This window comes from Streptomyces sp. NPDC047043, assembly GCF_040644055.1.
GTDB lineage: Bacteria > Actinomycetota > Actinomycetes > Streptomycetales > Streptomycetaceae > Streptomyces.
Genome location: NZ_JBEYVO010000001.1, coordinates 547,303 through 566,330 on the forward strand (window position 1 = coordinate 547,303; position 19,028 = coordinate 566,330).

Consider the following 19,028-nt stretch of genomic DNA (forward strand, 5'->3'; position numbering starts at 1 on the left):
CTCCCCGGCGGCCGACGCCATCGGCTCGGAACTCGACCTGCGGCTGACCGGCAGCCATGTCGTCCACGCGCTGACCCCCGGATTCTGCGACGCCGCATCCGTCCATCTGCTGGAGCGCTGGCTGCGCGACGAGAACGCGTACGCCGTCGCGGACCCGCCCAAGGTGGAGGCGCGCCGCCTGGCCGTGCGCGTCGGCACGGACGCCCTGGAGGACTGGGCGGGCGTGCTGCCGGTCGGCGAGGTGCTCGTCTTCCCACGCGAGACGCCGTATGCCCGTGCTCTCGCCACCGGGCACACACAGCTGCTCGACTCGGTCGACACGTACACGTCCGAGCGGCTGGTCGCCTCCGGGGGCGGGGACGCGCGGATCGAGGAGCTTCTGCGCGTGGCTTCGTTCGCCGTCGTCCCGATTCAACTGCGCGGCACCGCCGTCGGTTTCGTCGTCTGCTCGCGCGGCAAGGACAGGGGCCCCTTCAGCCCGGGAGACATCGCGGCCGTGGAGTGGCTGGCCGCCCGGGCCGCCATAGCGCTGGACAACGCGCGCCGTTACGAGCGCGAGCGCCGCACCGCCCTGGCCATCCGGGGCAGCCTGCTGCCCGGCACGGTCCGGGAGGCCGAGGGGTGCCGCATCGCCCACGGCTGTCTGCCGGCCGGGCAGGGCAACATCATCGGCGGTGACTGGTTCGACGTGCTCAGGCGTCCGGGCGACCGGGTCAGTCTGGTCGTCGGGGACGCCATGGGGCACGGTCCGGAGTCGGCGGTCGCGATGATCCAACTGCGCACCGCGGTCCGTACGTTGGCGGGCCTGGACATCCCGCCGGCCGATCTCGTACGGCGCCTGGACGCACTCGCCAGCGACACCCCGGGCGCCTCCTTCGCGACCTGCATCTACGCCGAGTGGGACCCCCGGCAGCACACCTGCACCCTGGTCGGAGCCGGCCACCCTCCCCCATTGCTGCGCGGCCCCGACGGCCGGACCGCGCCGGTCGCGCTGGCCAGCCCGGGCCTGCCCCTCGGCCTCGGCACGGGCAGCTACGAGGCGACCGTGCTGACCGTGCCCGAACCGGCCCTGCTCGTGCTCTACAGCGACGGCCTGGTCGAGTCCCGCGACGCCGACATCGACCACGAGATCACCCGCCTCGCCCGCGCCCTGGACACGGCAGCCGCCGAGCCCGTCACCGACGGCCAGGACCCCCTCCAGTCCCTGTGCGGACGGCTGCTGGACACCCCCTCCGCCACGACCGGCGCCGACGACCGCACCCTGCTGCTTGCCGAGTTGACGCCCGCGAAGGACTAGCGGGCCTCTGCTCAGGCCTTCAGGTTCGCCCACACCGCGTTGCCGCCGGTGAGTCTGGATCGGTCCACCCCCCAGGTGTCCGCGAGTTCCTCGACGAGGAGCAGGCCGCGGCCGCCCTCGTCGTCGGGGCCGGGCTCGCAGCGGGGCAGGCCGCGGCCCGTGTGGTCGTGGTCGTGCACCTCGAGGCGGAGCAGGCCGTCCGTGACCATCCCGATGCCGCACAGGATGCGCGCGCTGAATGTGTGCCGTACGGCGTTGGTGGCCAGTTCGGACACGAGCAGGACGGCGTCCGCGCACAGTTCGCCCGGCAGGCTCCAGGCGCTCAGCCGTGCGCCCAGGGAGCGGCGGGCGATCCTGACACTGGAGCGGCGGGCCGGGATTTCCAGCCAGTGGGTGCGGTCCGGGCTCGAGACGTCTAAGAGCTGTGGGGAGGAAGTCGTGTGGGGGGACACGGCAGTTGGCCTTCCGTGGGGGACGGGCGCGCTGTGACCGTCGAAACGATTCACACAAGTAACTATGCTCGCAGGCGAGTTCAAGCTGCAACCGGCTGCCTGATAATTTCATAGAGCCGGTATCCGTCTGGCGACATCATCAAGTCGACGTCATTGTGGTATCGGTGACGGTCCCTCAGGAGGTAGGGCGTGAGCGAAGGTCGTCCGGGCACGGGCAGCGGATCCAGCGCGCCCACCGTGCTGCGCATGATCCTCGGCCGGCGGCTGCAGGAGCGCCGCCAGGACGCGGGCGTGTCACTGGAGGAGGCGGCCAGGGCGCTGCGGGTGAAGTCCCTGACCATCCGCCGCCTGGAGAAGGCGGAGGTCGCCCTCAAGCCCCTCTACGTGGAGAAGCTGCTCGAGACCTACGGCGCCGACCGGCAGGAGATAGACGAGTTCGTCGCCCTCGCCGAGCGGGCCAACGAGCCCGGCTGGTGGCACATGTACCGCGATGTGCTGCCCGGCTGGTTCAGCGGCTACGTGAGCCTGGAGACCGGGGCCAGGACGCTGCGCACGTACGAGCCCCACTATGTGACGGGCCTGCTGCAGACCCCCCGGTACGCGCGCGCGGTACTGCGCGGGGGTTTACCCAACGGCAGCGAGGAGGACCTCGAGCGGCGGGTGGACGTGCGGCTGCGCCGCCAGAGCCTGCTCGAGAGACCGGACGCCCCCACGCTGTGGGTGGTGCTGGAGGAGGCCGTGCTGCACCGGGTGGTGGGCGGCCCCGAGGTGATGCGGGAGCAGATCGAGCGGCTCCTGGAGGTCTCGGAGCTGGCGCACGTCAGCGTGGACGTCGTGCCGTTCACCGCGGGCGCCCACGTCGGCGCGTGCGCCCCCTTCACCTACTTCCGGTTCGAGGAGCCGGAGCTGCCCGACATCGTCTACAGCGAGATCCTCTCCGGCGCGATGTACCTGGACCAGCGCTCGGACGTCGCGGCCCATCTCGAGGCCCACAACCGCATGTCCCTGCTGACCTCGGACGCGGACAGCAGGGCGCTCCTTCACCGCATGCGCAAGGAGTACGCATGACCACCACCGACGTCATGACCACCCCCGACGGCACGGTCCGCCACGTCTACAACGGGATGCCCGCGACGGAACTGGGCGAGCACGGCTGGGAGTCTCCCTGGAGCGGCCCCAACGGCGGCCAGTGCGTACAGACGAAACAGCTCGCCGACGGCCGCGTGGCACTGCGGCAGTCGACCGACCCCGCCGGACCCGCGCTGATCTACACCCCGGAGGAGATCACCGCGTTCGTCGCGGGGGTCAAGCGGGGTCTCGCCGACCATCTGACGGCCGGCTGAACCACCAGAACGCCGGCACGACCGGGACGGACCCCAACCCGCCGCCCGGAGACGACCTGCCCGCCCCACCCCCACGCCCAGCACCGAAAGGGACAGGATGACCAACTCGCACGCTGCGCGGGACATTGACACCAGCAGGCCCCACTCTGCCCGGATGTACGACTACTACCTCGGCGGCAAGGACCACTTCGACGTCGACAAGCAGGCCGCAGAGACCGTCGCCTCGGCCTACCCGGCCATCTTCGTGTGCGCCCGCGAGAACCGGGCGTTCATGCACCGCGCCACCCGCGTCCTCGCCCGGGAGCACGGCATCCGTCAGTGGCTGGACATCGGCACCGGCATTCCCACCGAGCCGAACCTGCACCAGGTGGCCCAGTCCGTGGTCCCCGAGGCCAGGGTGGTCTACGCCGACAACGACCCGCTCGTCCTCAAGTACGCCGAGCGCCTGATGCGCAGCACGGCCCAGGGCCGCACGACGTACATCGAGGCGGACGTCAACGACCCGGCCGCGCTGCTGGACTCCCCCGCACTGGCCGAGGTCCTGGACCTCGACAGGCCCGTGGCCCTGTCCCTCAACGCCCTGATGCACTTCGTGACGGACGCCCAGGACCCGTACGGCATCGTGGAGCGTCTGCTGGCCGTTCTCCCCTCGGGCAGCGCGCTGGCCCTGAGCCACTGCACGCCCGACTTCGACCCGGCCACCTGGCAGAAGGTCACCGACATCTACACCAATGCCGGGACGCCGGTGCAGTTCCGCTCGCAGGAGGACGTCGCCCGTTTCTTCAGCGGGCTCGACCTGCTCGAGCCCGGTATCGCGGTCGGCCACCGCTGGCGCCCGGACGGCGACTCCGATGCCACGGACGCCGAGGTCAGCCTGTGGACCGGGGTGGGCATCAAGCCGTAGCCACAGGCTCCGCATGGAGCCGGACGGCCCCGGGTGTGAGCGGGGCCGGGGCCGTCCGGTGGTCCAACAGGGAGCCGGTCAGGGCTGGACGGCCTTGCCGCGTCCCCAGGCCCAGGCGAGGCGGTCGGCGCCGGACTGGTTGGTGGTGGCCAGCCAGGGCTTGGCGGCGTCGCCGATCAGCTTCTGGATCGAGTACGTGTCGTCGGTGCGCAGGCCCGGCCAGTAGACGGACCCCATGCCGAGCTTGCGGAACGTGTCCGTGTCGGCCTGGATGAAGTTGATCGAGTTGTTCGTCGCGTCGGGCTTGTTGTAGTTCAGGCCCGTGGTCATCGGGGCACCGAACTCGTCCGCGACGGTGCGGCTCGCGCAGTCGCCGATGCGCTCCTTGAGGTCGGCCACCCACTGGTCGTAGGTCGCGTAGTCCTTCCAGAAGCCGTAGTGGTGCAGCGAGAGGTACGTGCCCTTCAGGCGCGGGTCGGCGCAGACCGAGGTGACGTGGTCGTTGTAGCCGGCGCCGCTGACGAACACGCGGTTGCGCGGGACCGAGGGATAGGTCGACAGCCACTTCACGGCCAGGTCGGCCCACTGCGTGTCGGTGTAGCCGTGCGGCTCGTTCATCGGCTCGAAGTAGACCCTCGAGTTGCCCTTGTACGCCTTGACGACGTTGTTCCACATGGGCCAGTAGGTGGCCTCGTCGTCGATGAAGCCGTCCTTCTGGGTGCCGGTGCCCTCCCAGTAGGACACGATCACCTTGAAGCCCTTGTCCGTCGCCGCGTCGATGACGCCGCGGTACGACTTCCAGTAGGAGCCGTTGACCGTGTACGGGTTGATGGGCAGGCGGACGGTGTTGGCCCCGAGGTTCGCACGGAACGCCGAGATGACCCGGCTGGCCTTGGCATAGGTCTGGGCGTAGGTGTCGGAGGTCGACAGGCCGGACAGCTGGAGCAGGTCGTCGGCGTAATTGTCGCGCGGGTCGGCCCAGTTGACGCCCTTGAACTGGGTGGTGTCCGTCTTCGGCGCGGCGGCGGAGGCGGGGCTGCCGGCCAGGGTGGTGCCGCTGACCGCGGCGATCGCGACCGCCACGGAGGCGGCGCGCAGCCGGGGGGTGAAGCGGTTTCTGGTGGGGGTCTTGCGCATCAACGTGCCCTTTCAGGAGATGGCGGCTCGGCGCGTGGGGGCCTGCGCGTGCAGGAGCTGCCGTGGGGGGTGTGCCGGTCCTTCCGCCCTCCCTGCATCACCGACCACCACGGCGTGTTTACGTAAACATCCTGTGTGCGACAAGGGCTGCCGGGGTCTCCGGCGGGCTGGTCACGCGGCGATGTTTACGTAAACTCGAAGGCGTCGGAATCGTGGCATCCGCCCCAGCGGCCGTCAAGGTGTCCCACGCGTAACATCCGGTGGGTCCAGGGAGGCGGGAGTGATGCGGCGATGGGGCTGAACGAGCCGGAGCAGCGGGTTTCCGCGCCCGTGGGCGGTGCACAGCGGGGTGGGTCCGGGGTGCCCGGCGGGCGGCGTAAGCAGCGAGTGTCGATGGCGGACGTCGCGAAGCTGGCGGGGGTCTCGTCGCAGACGGTGTCCCGGGTCTCCAACGGGCATCCCGGGGTGATCGCCGCGACCCGGGAGCAGGTCCTCGCGGCGATGCGGGAGCTGGGCTACCGGCCCAACAGCGCGGCGCGCGCGCTGCGTTACGGCCAGTTCAACACCATCGGCGTGATCCTGTTCAGCCTGTCCTCGACGGGCAACAGCCGTACCGTGGAGGCGATCGCCACGCATGCCGCGGCCGAGGGCTACGCGATCACCCTGATCCCCATCGACGTCCCGACCCAGGACAACGTGCTGGGCGCCTTCACGCGCATGGGCGAGCTGGCGGTGGACGCCGTCATCGTCATCATGGAGATCCATCTGCTGGACACCGGCACCGTGCAGCTGCCGCCCGGCGTGCACGTCGTCGTCGTGGACTCCGACGCCGGCGACCGCTACGGCGTGGTCGACACCGACCAGGCCGACGGCGCCCGCAAGGCGGTGAGCCATCTGCTCGGCCTGGGCCACCGCACCGTATGGCATGTGACCGGCCCGGAGACGTCGTTCGCCGGCCAGCGCCGAACTCAGGCCTGGCGCACGGTCCTTGAAGACGCCGGGTGCCCGGTGCCGCCGCCCCTGCACGGCGACTGGTCGGCCGAGTCCGGCTACGCGGCCGGTCTCGCGCTCGCCGAACGGCCCGACTGCACCGCCGTGTTCGCCTCCAACGACCAGATGGCCCTCGGTCTGCTGCGCGCCTTCCACGAGCGCGGCCGCCGCGTCCCCCAGGACATCAGCGTCGTCGGCTTCGACGACATCCCCGACGCGGCCTTCTTCGTGCCGCCCCTGACCACCGTCCACCAGGACTTCGCCGAGGTGGGCCGCCGCTGCGTCCAGGGCGCCCTCGAGCAGATCCGCGCCCGCGGCGGCCCCCGCCCCGGCACCGACCTCGTCCCGACCACGCTGGTGGTCAGAGACAGCACCGCACCACCGCCCGACCACCGCGCCTGACTGTGCCGTTGCGCACACAGCCGCACGACACGGCCTTCTTCGAACGGGCGGCCGACGCTCCCGTGCTACAAGGCTGGGCATGAAGATCGAGCCGGTCACCCTGTCCACCCCACGGCCCGTGCGGCGGCCGACACTGGTGCAGGGCTGGCACCGACTCACCTTCCTGCACTGGCCGGTGGAGCCGGAGCGGGTGGCCGGCCTGCTGCCGTCCGGAACCCGCCCGGACACCCTCGACGGGCTCACCTACGTCGGCCTGGTCCCCTTCCTGATGCGCGGCGTGGGCCTGGGACCGGGTCCCGGTCTGCCGTACCTGGGCACGTTCTGCGAGACGAACGTACGGCTGTACTCCGTGGACGACCAGGGCAGACGCGCTGTCGTGTTCCGCTCCCTGGACGCGACCCGGCTGCTGCCCGTGCTGATGGGCCGGTTCGGCGTACGACTGCCCTACACCTGGTCGTCGATGCGCCTGCACCACGCCAACAACAGGATCACCTACACCTGCCGACGCGGAAGCCCGGCAGGCCGCGGACCCACCAGCCGGGTCGTGGTGCGAACCGGCGCCCCCATAGCCGAACCCACCGCCCTGGAACGCTTCCTCACCGCCCGGTGGGGCCTGCACGTCACCTGGCACGGCCGCACGGTGCACCTGCCGAACGAACACGCACCCTGGCCACTGCACCGGGCCGAACTCCTCGACCTGGACGACGACTTGATCCCCGCGGCCGGGCTGCCCCGCATGGCGGACCCGCCGGTCAGCGTCCTGTACTCGCCGGGAGTCTCGGTCCGATTCGGAACACCGTCCGCCCTGACGCCGCGCAGGCGGTGACGGCCCGGGAGGCGTCGCTACGACGTACTCGGCCCCGGCGTCGGGCCCATGCTCCCGAGCTGCCTGATGGTCCCGCCGATCTTGGGCCGGAATCCCTCCAGCATCTTCGGCTGCGCGCTGACGACCCAGCGGGAGCCGACGAGGTACTTGCCCCCGTACATGGCGGCGCTTTCGAGCCAGACCTCCTGGTACTCGCCCCGCGGGAAGGTGGTGATGAGGTAGTCGGCGGCCTTCGTGTGGCACACGCCCTGGCGCAGTTCCTCCGCCTCGATACGGATCTTGGCCTTGCAGCCGGTCAGGCCGGCGATGACCTCGACCTTCGCCGGCGCCACAACTCCGGCCGCGGGAGCGTTGGTCACGGCCGTCCTGGTCCCCTTCGACCTGGCGGCACCGTCGTCCTCTCCCCCGCTGCAGGCCGCGGCCAGCGGAAGCAGGGCCAGACTGCCGGCCAGCGTCGCACCACGCATCAGCCGGGCCGTGGGCGGGATACGTCCGGTACGTCCTCGTAATGACTGCCGCAACACGTGCCTCTTTCGTATCCGCGCCGTTCCGCCCGCCGTCACGGGCCTGGGTACAACAGGGGTTACGGGTGGGCGGCGTGGGCCGTTCACGGCACCTGGCAGTCGTACTGTTTGCCGACAGGTTTCGCCCCGGAAGGGAACCTACGAATGATCATTTTTGGCACCAAGGGCTACCTCTACCAGCTCGCCATACTCACGCTCGTCTGTGGCCAGTGCGGAAACCCCGCCGCGCACACGCTCCGCAAGCGCGTCACGAAGTTCACCCTGTTCTTCGTGCCGCTGTTCCCGTTCTCGACGAAGTACGCGACGCAGTGCACGTTCTGCGGCGCGGAGCAGAAGGTGACCAAGGAGCAGGCGGAGCAGCTGCAGGCGCAGGCCGCCGCCGGGCAGTCGGGGCCGGCGTACGGGCAGCCGCAGCAGCAGCCGTACCAGCACTGAGGACTCGAGCCCGCCCGCTCCATGACCGGCAGAACCCGGAGTCCCGATACCGGGGTGCGGGATCTCCGGGAGACGGGTGCCGGCGGCTGGCGCCGGAGCCGCGGACCGCCCTGCGGCGCGAGCCCGAACTGCTGGTCCGGATGGCCGGGTTGCTGCTCGACCTGCACTTCCCGCCCTCGCTCCACGGCGAGTTGTATGAAGCCGTCGGCCTGGAACCGGAGCCGGCGGGGACCAAGCGGCTCGCGACCGTACGGCGGCACTGGGACCGGCGTATGCGCGAACTGGTGCTCACCGCTTAGGAGTTCCGGTGCGCCTTCGGTGACGACCACCGCATCCTGGTCCCCCAGCGCTTCGTCGGCCACAGCCCCGCCGCCCGCGAGCACGTCGTCGCACTCGCGGGCCGTCCGCGCCTGGGCCCCCAGCGCCACCGCGGCCTGACGAACATGCCGGTCAGGCCGCCGTCTTCACCGCCGCGCCCACCTCGGCCGGCTGCCGCACCGCGCGGCGGCGCCTCGCCGGTACTCCGAGCGTCGGGTTGGCGACGCCCCAGGCCGCGCCCTTGCAGATCAGTTCCTTGTAGACGGCGGCGAACCGTCCCGTCAGGGCCGCACGCACGGCGCGGTCGTCCGCGGTGACGTACTGGATGAGGCCTTCCCTGCGCCCCAGCGAGATGCACTGGTTGAAGTAGCGGAGCGGCGCGTTCGGGAGCTTGCCGCCGGTCAGGCGTGCCGCGATGGAGTCGGCGGCCTGCCAGGCGGTGGGCGTGCCCGAGGCGCAGGACATCCGCAGGGGCTTGTCGCCGGGGCCCATCGCCAGGGCCGCGTCGCCGACGGCGTACACGTCCGGGTGCGAGACCGAGCGCATGGTCCCGTCGACGACGATCTGACCGGTGTCGGTCACCTCGAGGGTGGTGGCCTTCGCGATCGGGTGGACGGCGAAGCCGGTGGTCCACACGGTGACCGCGGCCGGGACGGACGTGCCGTCGGCGGTGGTGACGCGGTCGGCTTCGACGGCGGCGACGGCGGTGTGCTCGTGCACGGTGACGCCGAGCCTGTCGAGGACCTTGCGCAGGTGGGCGCGGCCCTTGTCGGAGAGCCAGTCGCCGAGGCCGCCGCGCGCGGCGAGGGCGATGTCGAGGTCCGGACGGGCCTCGGCGATCTCGGTCGCGGCCTCCAGCCCGGTGAGGCCGCCGCCGACCACGACCACGGGCTGTCCGGCGTCCAGGCGGGCCAGGCGTTCACGCAGCCGCAGCGCTCCCGGGCGGCTCGCGATCTGGTGGGCGTGCTCGGCGGTCCCGGGGACGCCCTGGTCGTTCCAGCCGCTGCCGAGGGCGTACACGAGGGTGTCGTACGACAGTTCCTCCTCGCGCTCCTCGGTGCCGCTCACGTCGACGACGGCGACGGTCCTGCGGTCGACGTCGACGCCGGTGACCTTCGCGAGCTTCAGGTTCACGCCGGTGTCCGCGAACATCTCGCTGAAGGGCCGGTGCTTGAGCTCCTGGCCGACCGCCAGCTGGTGCATCCGTACGCGTTCGACGAAGTCGGGCTCGGCGTTGACGAGGGTGATGGCGACGTCTTCGCGGCGCAGTCGCCTGGCGAGGCGCCCTGCGGCGGTGGCTCCGGTGTAGCCGGCTCCGAGGACGACGATGCGGTGCTGCATGTCCGTGCTCCTGTCTGGTCCTGTCTTCAGCGGATTCGCCTCTTGAACCGGGCGGCCCGCCGTTTCCTGACAGGAACCGGATGTGAAGCACCTCACATCGGAGTCGAAAGGGTCAGAAGAGGCTGACCACGGGTTCGCCGTGGTCGGCGGCAGCCCACTGCTGGGTCGCGCGTTCGAGCTTGTCGGGGTTGACCTGGTTGCGGAACGCGGCGATGCCATCGGCGGTGATCTCCAGGGACATGACGCCGAAGACCCGTCCGTCGACGACCGCCACCAGGGCCGGGCCGCCGTTGGCGGTCGTGGCGTGGAGCTCGACCGAGCCGCCGGCCAGAGCGCGCTGGGCCTTGCCCGGCTTGAACAGGCCCCGCATGAACTTCGCGACCGCGAGAGCCCCCTCGAACGCCTTGGCGCGGGCCGGGATCTTTCCGCCGCCGTCGCCGATCGCGACGGCGTCCTCGGTGAGCAGCCGTACGAGCGGCTCGGTCCGGCCGCTGGTGGCGGCGGCGAGGAACTCGTCGATGACCCGACGCGCGGTGGCCTCGTCGACCTCGGTACGGGCCTTGCCCTGCGCGACGTGCTTCTTTGCGCGGTGGAAGATCTGCTGGCAGGAGGCCTCGGTGATGTCGAGGATCTCGGCGATCTCCCGGTGCGAGTAGTCGAAGGCCTCCCGCAGCACGTACACCGCGCGCTCGTTGGGGGTCAGGCGCTCCAGCAGGGCGAGGACCGCGTAGGAGACCGACTCGCGCTGTTCGGCGGTGTCGGCCGGGCCGAGCATCGGGTCCCCGGCGAGCAGTGGTTCGGGCAGCCACTGGCCCACATAGGTCTCGCGCCGCGCGCGGGCCGAGGTGAGCTGGTTGAGGCACAGGTTGGTGAGCACCTTCGTCAGCCAGGCCTCGGGGACCTCGATGCGGTCGACATCGGCGGCCTGCCAGCGCAGGAACGTCTCCTGCGCGGCGTCCTCGGCCTCGCTCGCTGAGCCGAGGAGGCGGTAGGCGATGGCCTCCAGGCGGGGCCTGGAGGCCTCGAACCGGTCCACGTCGTCCATGGTCAGAGCCATGGTCGGGATCCTAGCCCGCGGGCCGCGCCACGATCACCTGTGCCCCCGGTCCGTCTCTCCGGCCACGAGCAGGCGGTAGCCGTAGTCCATGGAGTCCCGGCCCAGCAGGTCCGCGTGCCGGCGCTGCCAGACGCCCGAGGCCAGGTCGGCCCGCAGTCGCGCGATCGCGGGTTCGACCACGGAGGGCGGGAGCGCGGCGAAGGAGGAGCTGGCCTGCCGGATGACGGGGTCGAGGTAGAGCTCCGGGCGCCGCCAGTGCGCGACCTGGAAGCCGTCGGTGAAGTCGTGCGGGATCGGGAAGGGCAGGACGGTGTGTGCGTCGAGGGCCTCCGCCACCTCCGACACGGATGTGAAGCGGGCGTGGTCGAGCTGCCGGATCTCCGGGAGGTACTCCTCGATCAGCCACAGTTCGGGCAGGTGCTGCGGGTCCCAGGTGAAGACGACCTGCCGACGGGAGACGCGCCGCAACTCGCTCAGACCACGGTGCAGGTCGGGCCAGTGGTGCACCGTCAGCACCGCCATCGCGGCCTCGAACGAGTCGTCCCCGAAAGGCAGTTCCTCCGCACCGGCGAGGGTCTTACGGTGGCCGGGATGCTGGTCGAGCATGACCTGTGAGGGGTCCACCGCGATGACCTCCGCGTCCGCCGGCTCATAGGAACCGGCGCCCGCCCCGACGTTCACGACGGTGCGCGCCCCCGCCAGCGCTTCGTGGATCATCGCGGCCAGCCGCGGGTCGGGTTGCCGCACCCGCCGGTATCCGACACCGATCACGTCGTACGTCGCCGGGCTTCCCCCGGCAGCAGAAGCAGTCATGCTCCGGATCCCACCAGGCCGGTCACCGGCGGAGCGAGACATTTGCTCTGGGCCGAATGCTGCTGCTCCGGCTCGACTTGGACGACCTCGCCTGCGGCCTCATCTGCTGGTGGCGACGGAAGAAGCACCGATCATGGTCCGGTCACGAGCTCCTAGCTACAACTCACACCACTCACCCAGCCGGTCGGCCGCCCGCGTCTGCGTGAAGTCCTGCACCAGGTCCCAGGCCCGATCGGTATTCAGGACAAAGTCCCCCGTGAACACGGCGAGGTCATCCATGATCGGGACTTCGACCTCGGCGCCGGAGGGTACGGTGCCGTCTCCTACGAGCAGCGACATCCGCTCGGTGTCACTCAGCAGATGGACGACCGCGTGATCATCTCGGAAGGCAAGGATCAGCACCGGGAACTCCCTGTCCGGCGACCGAACCTCGACATACCCCTGACCACAGGAGCGCAGGTCGTTGAAGCGATCGGACAGATCCTTGGCCTCTGAACGTCGCTCAACCGGATGGAACAGTCCCGATTCCGGCGACGTCGCCGCCCACAACACGCTCATCCAGCCTCTCCCCCACACAGGCCATCGCCCAGGGCCAACGCTCCCACGCGTCACCACGACACAGCTACTGAGACTGGGGCGCGTGATCGTGTTACGAACTGAAGGGGCCGAATTGCCACCGGTGCGAGACCGCGAGACGCAGGTGAGCCAGCCGCCGGAGTTTTCCTGCTGCCGGACGGACCCTCCGACGTCTTCAAGCGGGTCATGAGCGATGTCCCCGATCCGCCGCCCGACGCCAAGGCCTCGGTTGGGTTCAGGCTGAACACCTCAGGGGCCAGGTGCGGGTGGTGCAGCCGTGTTCTGACCTGCATCGGCGCTTTGGTTCTGTCCCTGGGCGGAGCCACCACCGTTTCCGGCATCGGGGGGTGCGGCCGTCTGAGAGTCCTGCGTCTGCCGCGTGAGGATGCTGAGAACCTCGCGTGCGTCTTTTCGCTTCGCTGGATCGGAGGCGAAGAGGGCGCGCAAGGTCGCCGTGGCGATGAGAGTCATGAAGATGCCCATGAGCACTCCGACAGCCCAGGCGAGCCCTGGAGCAGCGGACAGCAGTGCTGCGATGGCCCCTGCGCCGATCGCTCCACCTACGGCTAAAGAAGTGGTAGGGCTCTCGATTGCCGCGAACATGGTGCGAAGCACGGCGTAGATCACGGCGATCAGGCAGAGGAGCGGCAGGGCTACCTGCCAAGCGCGATGCCCGAACGAGCCACGCAAGTGGGTCCAGCAGATGTAGATTCCCCATGCTACGAAGGCCTGCACGGCAGCCCAGGCGGCAACCAGGCCGACTTGGCGGCGAGTGAGCGTAGCCAACATTTCGTCCCCCTCCTGTACTACTTGTAGCGGCATCAGGAGGAGAAAGCGCCCCACTTGAGCAATCTGGGATCTTTCGTCGCCAGATGACCTCGCCACGGTCTGGCACTCCGCCGCCGCCCCCTCCCCGACAACCCTGTCCGACCTTGCTCGGCCGCACGCCGCGCCCGCATCCTCACCGCGCTTGCAGAGCCCGCGGGTACGACCGAGCCGGCGCACCGCCTGGACGTCAGCCCCGGCACGGTGAGCCAACACCTCGGCGCGCTCCACTGCGCCGGTCTGGTCAGCCGAGCACGCGACGGCCACGCCGTGCTGTACCTGTGCAGCCCGCTCGGTGACCGGCTGTGCCTGTGAACACCCCACGGGGGAAAAGGGTTTGACGCCCATCGGCGCCGGAGGATCGGATGGCGCTCCATGAGCACTGGGCAGATGCATCCCGGACTGTTGCCCGTCGACGACGATCTCGTACGGCGGCTGGTCGCCGGGCAGTTCCCGCAGTGGGCGGGGCGGGCAGTAGTGCGGTTTCCGTCCGGCGGGACGGTCAACGCGATGTACCGGCTCGGCGACGACATGGTCGTACGGCTGCCGCTGGTGGAAGGCGGAGCCAAGGATGTGGCGCTGGAGCAGGAGTGGCTGCCCCGCCTCGCGCCCCTGCTGCCCACGGCGATTCCCGAGGTGCTCGGGGCCGGGCAGCCCGCCGAGGGGTATCCGTGGCAGTGGTCGGTGTACCGGTGGCTGTCCGGGCGCAACCCCGAGGAGGGAGCCCTGGCCGAGCCCGTTCAACTGGCCGAGGAGCTGGCCGCGTTCGTGGCGGCGATGCGCGGCCTCGACCTGCCGGGGGCGCCGGCGGCCTACCGTGGCGGGCCGCTCGCCTCGCTCGACGTCTCGACCCGGGCGGCGATCGAGGAACTGCGCGGCATCCCGCAGGAGGGCGTCGACTGCGACGCGCTGACCGCCGTATGGGAGGACGCACTGCGGGCACCGGACTGGGACGGGCCGCCGGTGTGGCTGCACGCCGATCTGATGCCGGGGAATCTGCTGGTACGCGACGGCCGACTGACCTCGGTGATCGACTTCGGGTGCATGGGGGTGGGTGATCCGGCGTGCGACCTTTTCCCGGCGTGGAATCTACTGCCGGTCGAGGCAAGAGCCGCCTTTCGCAAGGCACTTGACGTGGACGACGCGACCTGGCGCCGCGGCCGGGGGCGCACGCTCTCCCAGGCGGTGATCGCGCTGCCGTACTACCGGACGACGAACCCGGCGATGGCGAACAACGCGCGGCATGTCATCCGGGCGGTGACTGACTGACGTTGCGGATCAGGCCTGTGCTCTGCCCGTGTGGGCCATGCCGGCCTCGGCGTCGGGAATGAGGTGTCGGCGGCGCGTGAGGACGGGACCCGGGTGACGGAACAGCCTCTTGGCACCGTTGAGGGTGGCGTTCTTGTACGCGATGGCCTTGCGCCCGGTCAGGACGGCGGGTGAGCCCCGTCCGGACATCCCTGGAGGTGGACATGCATCCGTTCGGTCTCGCCATGGCAGGTCACGACGTCGACACGGCCCCCGTCTGTGACATCCGGCAGGTCTGAACGGTCAGGAATCGAGAAGCCCCGGCGTGTGGGCCGCGCCTAGCGTGAAGGGCATGGACATCACCATTCACGCGAGCTTCCTTCCGCATGAGGACCCGGACGCCTCCGTGGCCTTCTACCGCGACATCCTCGGCTTCGAGGTCCGCAGCGACGTCGGCTCCGGCACGATGCGCTGGATCACGGTCGGTCCCGTCGGGCAGCCGGGCACCTCCATCGTTCTGGAGCCGCCGGCCGTGGACCCCGGCGTGACCGACGACGAGCGCCGCACCGTCGCCGCGATGATGGCCAACGGCACCTACGCGCGCGTCCTGCTGGCCACCGCCGACCTCGACGCCGCCTTCGAGCGGATGGAGGCCGGCGGTGCCGAGGTCGTCCAGGAACCGATCGAGCAGCCGTACGGCGTGCGCGACTGCGCCTTCCGGGATCCCGCGGGCAACCTGATCCGCATCAGCGAGCGGCGGTGAGTGCTCCGGAGGTCGCCGATCCCGCCGAGACACCCCGGGTGGTGCAGCGCCTTGTGCCGACCGCCTACCGGCCGGTGCTCGCCAACCGGGTCTTCCGGCGGCTGATCCTCGGGTTCGCGGTCTCATATCTCGGCGACGGGATGAGCTTCGTGGCGGTGGCCTGGCTCGCCATCGAGCTGGCACCGCACGCGAGTGCGGGGCTGTGGGTCGGCGGCGCGGTGGCCGCGTACACCCTGCCGGGTGTGGTCGGCGCGCTGGCGTTCGGCCGCTGGCTGCGCCGGGTGCCGGCCAGGCGGCTGCTGCTCGCCGACAGTGTGCTGCGCGGCGTGGTCCTCGGCGCCGTACCGCTGGCCTGGCTGGCCGGGCTGCTCACGCCGGCGCTGTACGTCGTGCTGCTCGCGGTCTCGTCGCTGCTGCACGCGTGGGGCAGCGCGGGCAAGTACACGCTGCTGGCCGAGCTGCTGCCGGACGAGCAGCGGCTCGCCGCGAACACCCTCGTCAGCACGCTCAACTTCGCCGCCACGATCGCCGGGCCCGCGATCGCCGGCGTGCTGGTGACGTACACCGGCTCGGCGCTCGTGCTCGGCCTGGACGCGCTCACGTACGTGTTCCTCGCCGTGGTCGTCGTGCGCACCGGACTGCCCGAGTCGGGGCCCGACTCCGCCGTCTCCCCGGTCGACCAGAAGGCCGCCCGCGGCGGCTTCGCGTTGCTGCGCTCCCGGGCCGAGCTGCTCGGGCTGCTGACGCTCACCTGGTTCTTCAACCTGCTGTACGGCCCCCTCGAGGTCGCCCTGCCGCTCCACGTGACCGACGACCTGCACGCATCGGGCGCGCTGCTCGGCCTGTACTGGATGCTGTTCGGCGTAGGCGCGGTGCTCGGCGGGCTCGCGGTCGGTGCGCTGCGGCGGCTGCCGCTGTGGCCGGTGACCGTCGGCATCGTGATCGCCTGGGGGCTGTCGCTGCTGCCGTTCGGTTTCGGCGTGCCGACGGGTGTCACCGTCGTGTGCTTCATGCTCGGGGGCGCGATCTACGGGCCGTTCGTACCGCTGTCGGTGACGCTGATGCAGGCGAAGTCGCCGCCGCAGCACCTGGCGGCGATGCTCGCGGCCCGCAGCGCGGCGCTACTCACCGCCTCCCCGCTGGGCACGGCGCTCGGCGGGCCGCTCACCGCAGCGCTGGGCCCACGGGCGACGCTGGGCGGCTCGGGGCTCGCCACGGTGGCGCTCGGCGCGGTCGCGTGCGTGCTGCTGGCGGCCCGGCGCGGGAAACCGTCGGCCGGGTGACCGACCGATCAGGAATCGAGCAGCGCCGACCCACGGGCCGCACCTAGCCTGACCGTCATGGACACCACGCGAAGGCGGCCCCGCCCGACGGATGGAGACACGATGAGGACGGACGCGCACTCGCCCGAGCCGCACCTGGCCGACAGCCACGATCTGATCCGCGTGCACGGCGCGCGCGAGAACAACCTCAAGGACGTCAGCGTCGAGATCCCCAAGCGCCGGCTGACGGTGTTCACCGGCGTCTCCGGCTCGGGCAAGAGCTCCCTGGTGTTCGACACGATCGCCGCCGAGTCGCAGCGGCTGATCAACGAGACATACAGCGCCTTCGTCCAGGGCTTCATGCCCACGCTGGCGCGGCCCGAGGTCGACGTCCTCGACGGGCTGACCACCGCGATCAGCGTCGACCAGCAGCGGATGGGCGGCGACCCCCGCTCCACGGTCGGCACCGCCACCGATGCCCACGCCATGCTGCGGATCCTCTTCAGTCGGCTCGGCGAGCCGCACATCGGCCCGCCCGGCGCGTTCTCCTTCAACACCCCCTCGGTCAAGGCGGCCGGTGCGATCACCGTGGAGCGCGGCGCGCAGAAGGCGCAGAAGGTGACCTTCTCCCGTACGGGCGGCATGTGCCCCCGCTGCGAGGGCCGGGGCACGGTCACCGATCTCGACCTCGCCCAGCTCTACGACGAGTCCCTGTCGATCGCCGAGGGCGCGATCACCGTCCCCGGCTACAAGGGCGGCGGCTGGAACTCGCGGCTCTACGCCGAGTCGGGCTTCTTCGACCCGGGCAAGCCGATCAGCAGGTTCACCAAGAAGGAACTGCACGACTTCCTGCACCGCGAGCCGACCAGGATGAAGATCGCGGGCATCAACATGACCTACGAGGGCCTGATCCCGCGGATCCAGAAGTCGATGCTCTCCAAGGACAAGGAGGGAATGCAGCCGCACATCCGGGAGTTCGTGGAGCGCGCGGTCACCTTCACCACCTGCCCCGAGTGCGACGGCACCCGGCTCAATGAGGGCGCCCGGTCGTCGAAGATCAAGAAGATCAGCATCGCCGACGCCTGCCAGATGGAGATCAGGGACCTGGCCGAGTGGGTCCGCGGTCTGGCGGAGCCGTCGGTGGCGCCGCTGCTCACCGCGCTGCAGCACAGCCTCGACTCCTTCGTGGAGATCGGCCTCGGCTACCTCTCGCTCGACCGTCCGGCGGCCACGCTGTCCGGCGGCGAGGCACAGCGCGTCAAGATGATCCGCCACCTCGGCTCCTCGCTCACCGACGTCACCTACGTATTCGACGAACCGACGATCGGGCTGCACCCGCACGACATCCAGCGGATGAACGACCTGCTGCTGCAGCTGCGGGACAAGGGCAACACGGTGCTCGTCGTGGAGCACAAGCCGGAGGCGATCGCGATCGCCGACCACGTCGTCGACCTCGGCCCGGGCGCCGGCACGGCGGGCGGCACCGTCTGCTTCGAGGGCACCGTCGAGGGACTGCGGGCCAGCGACACCACCACCGGCCGCCACCTCGACGACCGTGCCGCGATCAAGGAGACGGTGCGGGAGGCCGCCGGTGCGCTGGAGATCCGCGGCGCGAGGGCGAACAACCTGCAGGGCGTCGACGTCGACATCCCGCTGGGCGTGCTCGTCGTCGTCACCGGCGTGGCCGGTTCCGGCAAGAGCTCGCTCGTCCACGGCTCGATCCCCACTGCCGAGGGTGTGGTGTACGTCGACCAGGCCCCGATCCGCGGCTCGCGGCGCAGCAATCCGGCGACGTACACCGGACTCCTCGAACCGATCCGCAAGGCGTTCGCGAAGGCCAACGGCGTCAAGCCGGCACTGTTCAGCGCCAACTCCGAGGGCGCCTGCCCCACCTGCAACGGCGCCGGGGTCGTCTACACCGACCTGGGGATGATGGCGGGCGTCTCCACCACCTGCGAGGACTGCGAGGGCAAGCGGTTCCAGGCGGCGGTGCTGGAGTACCACCTGGGCGGGCAGGACATCAGCGAGGTGCTCGCGATGTCGGTGACCGAGGCCGAGGAGTTCTTCGGCTCCGGCGAGGCGCACACACCGGCCGCGCACAAGATCCTCGAGCGGCTCGTCGACGTCGGGCTCGGTTACCTCAGCATCGGCCAGCCGCTCACCACGCTCTCCGGCGGCGAGCGGCAACGGCTCAAGCTCGCCACGCACATGGGCGACAAGGGCGGCGTCTACGTCCTCGACGAGCCGACCACCGGCCTGCACCTCGCCGATGTCGAGCAACTCCTCGGCCTGCTCGACCGGTTGGTCGACTCCGGCAAGTCCGTGATCGTCATCGAGCACCACCAGGCGGTCATGGCGCACGCCGACTGGATCATCGACCTCGGCCCCGGCGCCGGCCACGACGGCGGCCGCATCGTCTTCGAGGGCACCCCCGCGGACCTCGTCGACGCCCGCTCCACCCTCACCGGCGAGCACCTCGCGGAGTACGTGGGCGCCTGACCGCAGGCCTGCCCTG

General features: G+C 70.7%; 21 protein-coding genes and 1 pseudogene. 13 read left to right on the forward strand and 9 right to left on the reverse strand.

Translation table 11 applies throughout. The features are described from left to right. Positions 1 to 163: 163 nt before the first annotated feature. Positions 164 to 1,297 carry a GAF domain-containing SpoIIE family protein phosphatase gene (locus tag ABZ880_RS02665; RefSeq protein WP_361255604.1) on the forward strand — a complete coding sequence of 378 codons (1,134 nt, stop codon included), beginning with the start codon at positions 164 to 166 and terminating at the stop codon, positions 1,295 to 1,297. A gap of 11 nt (positions 1,298 to 1,308) precedes the next feature. On the opposite strand, the gene ABZ880_RS02670 is transcribed toward ABZ880_RS02665, so the two are convergent. Further along, positions 1,309 to 1,749 (reverse strand): ATP-binding protein, encoded by a 441-nt coding sequence (locus ABZ880_RS02670; protein ID WP_361255607.1) that lies wholly within the window; start codon positions 1,747 to 1,749, stop codon positions 1,309 to 1,311. A 189-nt stretch (positions 1,750 to 1,938) separates the two neighbouring features. Between ABZ880_RS02670 and ABZ880_RS02675 the strand changes: the two genes are divergently transcribed. The 3 genes from ABZ880_RS02675 to ABZ880_RS02685 all read left to right on the forward strand — a co-directional run bounded on the left by ABZ880_RS02675 (position 1,939) and on the right by ABZ880_RS02685 (position 3,996). Continuing rightward, a complete protein-coding gene (locus ABZ880_RS02675) occupies positions 1,939 to 2,817 on the forward strand; it encodes a helix-turn-helix transcriptional regulator (RefSeq protein WP_361255610.1) in 879 nt (292 codons plus the stop codon). A gap of 14 nt (positions 2,818 to 2,831) precedes the next feature. Beyond that, complete coding sequence (locus tag ABZ880_RS02680) at positions 2,832 to 3,092, forward strand: DUF397 domain-containing protein (RefSeq protein ID WP_361255875.1); 261 nt, start codon at positions 2,832 to 2,834, stop codon at positions 3,090 to 3,092. A gap of 97 nt (positions 3,093 to 3,189) precedes the next feature. After that, a complete protein-coding gene (locus ABZ880_RS02685; RefSeq protein ID WP_361255613.1) occupies positions 3,190 to 3,996 on the forward strand; it encodes an SAM-dependent methyltransferase in 807 nt (268 codons plus the stop codon). 78 nt (positions 3,997 to 4,074) lie between these two features. Here the strand turns inward: ABZ880_RS02685 and ABZ880_RS02690 are convergent, their stop codons facing one another. Further along, positions 4,075 to 5,133, reverse strand: coding sequence for a cellulase family glycosylhydrolase (locus tag ABZ880_RS02690; protein WP_361255616.1), 1,059 nt, complete (start codon positions 5,131 to 5,133; stop codon positions 4,075 to 4,077). Between the two features lie 393 nt (positions 5,134 to 5,526). Between ABZ880_RS02690 and ABZ880_RS02695 the strand changes: the two genes are divergently transcribed. Then, a complete protein-coding gene (locus tag ABZ880_RS02695; protein WP_361255619.1) occupies positions 5,527 to 6,525 on the forward strand; it encodes a LacI family DNA-binding transcriptional regulator in 999 nt (332 codons plus the stop codon). Between the two features lie 79 nt (positions 6,526 to 6,604). Continuing rightward, entirely contained in the window at positions 6,605 to 7,351 is a 747-nt protein-coding gene (locus ABZ880_RS02700) for a DUF2071 domain-containing protein (RefSeq protein WP_361255622.1), read from the forward strand. A 17-nt stretch (positions 7,352 to 7,368) separates the two neighbouring features. Here ABZ880_RS02700 and ABZ880_RS02705 read toward each other — a convergent pair whose 3' ends face one another. Continuing rightward, positions 7,369 to 7,818, reverse strand: a complete 450-nt coding sequence (locus tag ABZ880_RS02705; RefSeq protein WP_361255625.1) for a hypothetical protein — start codon at positions 7,816 to 7,818, stop codon at positions 7,369 to 7,371. 201 nt (positions 7,819 to 8,019) lie between these two features. Between ABZ880_RS02705 and ABZ880_RS02710 the strand changes: the two genes are divergently transcribed. Both ABZ880_RS02710 and ABZ880_RS02715 read left to right on the forward strand, forming a co-directional pair. Then, positions 8,020 to 8,310, forward strand: coding sequence for a zinc-ribbon domain-containing protein (locus ABZ880_RS02710; RefSeq protein ID WP_361255628.1), 291 nt, complete (start codon positions 8,020 to 8,022; stop codon positions 8,308 to 8,310). 39 nt (positions 8,311 to 8,349) lie between these two features. Further along, positions 8,350 to 8,732, forward strand: a pseudogene (locus ABZ880_RS02715) (restriction endonuclease); the annotation flags it as partial. Between the two features lie 28 nt (positions 8,733 to 8,760). Here the strand turns inward: ABZ880_RS02715 and ABZ880_RS02720 are convergent. From ABZ880_RS02720 to ABZ880_RS02740, 5 genes are all read right to left on the reverse strand, one after another. Beyond that, positions 8,761 to 9,969, reverse strand: a complete 1,209-nt coding sequence (locus ABZ880_RS02720; protein ID WP_361255631.1) for an FAD-dependent oxidoreductase — start codon at positions 9,967 to 9,969, stop codon at positions 8,761 to 8,763. Between the two features lie 112 nt (positions 9,970 to 10,081). Next, the gene (locus ABZ880_RS02725; protein WP_361255634.1) at positions 10,082 to 11,026 is read right to left on the reverse strand and encodes an RNA polymerase sigma-70 factor; all 945 of its coding nucleotides are present in this window, start codon (positions 11,024 to 11,026) and stop codon (positions 10,082 to 10,084) included. 33 nt (positions 11,027 to 11,059) lie between these two features. After that, complete coding sequence (locus ABZ880_RS02730) at positions 11,060 to 11,839, reverse strand: class I SAM-dependent methyltransferase (RefSeq protein WP_361255636.1); 780 nt, start codon at positions 11,837 to 11,839, stop codon at positions 11,060 to 11,062. Positions 11,840 to 11,995: 156 nt separating this feature from the next. After that, positions 11,996 to 12,397, reverse strand: a complete 402-nt coding sequence (locus ABZ880_RS02735) for a hypothetical protein (protein ID WP_361255639.1) — start codon at positions 12,395 to 12,397, stop codon at positions 11,996 to 11,998. Between the two features lie 267 nt (positions 12,398 to 12,664). Continuing rightward, on the reverse strand, positions 12,665 to 13,204 hold the full coding sequence (locus tag ABZ880_RS02740) for a hypothetical protein (RefSeq protein ID WP_361255642.1): 540 nt from the start codon (positions 13,202 to 13,204) through the stop codon (positions 12,665 to 12,667). A 168-nt stretch (positions 13,205 to 13,372) separates the two neighbouring features. Between ABZ880_RS02740 and ABZ880_RS02745 the strand changes: the two genes are divergently transcribed. Both ABZ880_RS02745 and ABZ880_RS02750 read left to right on the forward strand, forming a co-directional pair. After that, positions 13,373 to 13,555: a winged helix-turn-helix domain-containing protein gene (locus ABZ880_RS02745; RefSeq protein ID WP_361255878.1), complete on the forward strand. Its 183-nt coding sequence runs from the start codon at positions 13,373 to 13,375 to the stop codon at positions 13,553 to 13,555. Positions 13,556 to 13,615: 60 nt separating this feature from the next. Further along, positions 13,616 to 14,509, forward strand: a complete 894-nt coding sequence (locus ABZ880_RS02750) for an aminoglycoside phosphotransferase family protein (RefSeq protein ID WP_361255645.1) — start codon at positions 13,616 to 13,618, stop codon at positions 14,507 to 14,509. Positions 14,510 to 14,518: 9 nt separating this feature from the next. Here ABZ880_RS02750 and ABZ880_RS02755 read toward each other — a convergent pair whose 3' ends face one another. Next, entirely contained in the window at positions 14,519 to 14,698 is a 180-nt protein-coding gene (locus ABZ880_RS02755; protein ID WP_361255648.1) for a hypothetical protein, read from the reverse strand. 142 nt (positions 14,699 to 14,840) lie between these two features. On the opposite strand from ABZ880_RS02755, the gene ABZ880_RS02760 reads away from it, so the two are divergent. The 3 genes from ABZ880_RS02760 (at position 14,841) to ABZ880_RS02770 (ending at position 19,012) form a co-directional block, all read left to right on the forward strand. Next, complete coding sequence (locus tag ABZ880_RS02760; RefSeq protein ID WP_361255651.1) at positions 14,841 to 15,251, forward strand: VOC family protein; 411 nt, start codon at positions 14,841 to 14,843, stop codon at positions 15,249 to 15,251. Next, positions 15,248 to 16,534 (forward strand): MFS transporter, encoded by a 1,287-nt coding sequence (locus tag ABZ880_RS02765; protein ID WP_361255654.1) that lies wholly within the window; start codon positions 15,248 to 15,250, stop codon positions 16,532 to 16,534. The genes ABZ880_RS02760 and ABZ880_RS02765 overlap by 4 nt, the downstream gene beginning before the upstream one ends. A gap of 102 nt (positions 16,535 to 16,636) precedes the next feature. Next, a complete protein-coding gene (locus ABZ880_RS02770; RefSeq protein ID WP_361255657.1) occupies positions 16,637 to 19,012 on the forward strand; it encodes an excinuclease ABC subunit UvrA in 2,376 nt (791 codons plus the stop codon). Positions 19,013 to 19,028: the final 16 nt, after the last annotated feature.

Bases quoted from the DNA above. Each gene is read 5' to 3' on its own strand.
- ABZ880_RS02740 (WP_361255642.1), bottom strand. From the start codon at position 13,204: ATGTTGGCTACGCTCACTCGCCGCCAAGTCGGCCTGGTTGCCGCCTGG.
- ABZ880_RS02695 (WP_361255619.1), top strand. From the start codon at position 5,527: ATGGCGGACGTCGCGAAGCTGGCGGGGGTCTCGTCGCAGACGGTGTCC.
- ABZ880_RS02710 (WP_361255628.1), top strand. From the start codon at position 8,020: ATGATCATTTTTGGCACCAAGGGCTACCTCTACCAGCTCGCCATACTC.
- ABZ880_RS02680 (WP_361255875.1), top strand. From the start codon at position 2,832: ATGACCACCCCCGACGGCACGGTCCGCCACGTCTACAACGGGATGCCC.
- ABZ880_RS02685 (WP_361255613.1), top strand. From the start codon at position 3,190: ATGACCAACTCGCACGCTGCGCGGGACATTGACACCAGCAGGCCCCAC.
- ABZ880_RS02690 (WP_361255616.1), bottom strand. From the start codon at position 5,133: ATGCGCAAGACCCCCACCAGAAACCGCTTCACCCCCCGGCTGCGCGCC.
- ABZ880_RS02760 (WP_361255651.1), top strand. From the start codon at position 14,841: ATGGACATCACCATTCACGCGAGCTTCCTTCCGCATGAGGACCCGGAC.
- ABZ880_RS02750 (WP_361255645.1), top strand. From the start codon at position 13,616: ATGAGCACTGGGCAGATGCATCCCGGACTGTTGCCCGTCGACGACGAT.
- ABZ880_RS02730 (WP_361255636.1), bottom strand. From the start codon at position 11,839: ATGACTGCTTCTGCTGCCGGGGGAAGCCCGGCGACGTACGACGTGATC.
- ABZ880_RS02755 (WP_361255648.1), bottom strand. From the start codon at position 14,698: ATGTCCGGACGGGGCTCACCCGCCGTCCTGACCGGGCGCAAGGCCATC.
- ABZ880_RS02705 (WP_361255625.1), bottom strand. From the start codon at position 7,818: ATGCGTGGTGCGACGCTGGCCGGCAGTCTGGCCCTGCTTCCGCTGGCC.
- ABZ880_RS02735 (WP_361255639.1), bottom strand. From the start codon at position 12,397: ATGAGCGTGTTGTGGGCGGCGACGTCGCCGGAATCGGGACTGTTCCAT.
- ABZ880_RS02770 (WP_361255657.1), top strand. From the start codon at position 16,637: ATGAGGACGGACGCGCACTCGCCCGAGCCGCACCTGGCCGACAGCCAC.
- ABZ880_RS02720 (WP_361255631.1), bottom strand. From the start codon at position 9,969: ATGCAGCACCGCATCGTCGTCCTCGGAGCCGGCTACACCGGAGCCACC.
- ABZ880_RS02725 (WP_361255634.1), bottom strand. From the start codon at position 11,026: ATGGCTCTGACCATGGACGACGTGGACCGGTTCGAGGCCTCCAGGCCC.
- ABZ880_RS02700 (WP_361255622.1), top strand. From the start codon at position 6,605: ATGAAGATCGAGCCGGTCACCCTGTCCACCCCACGGCCCGTGCGGCGG.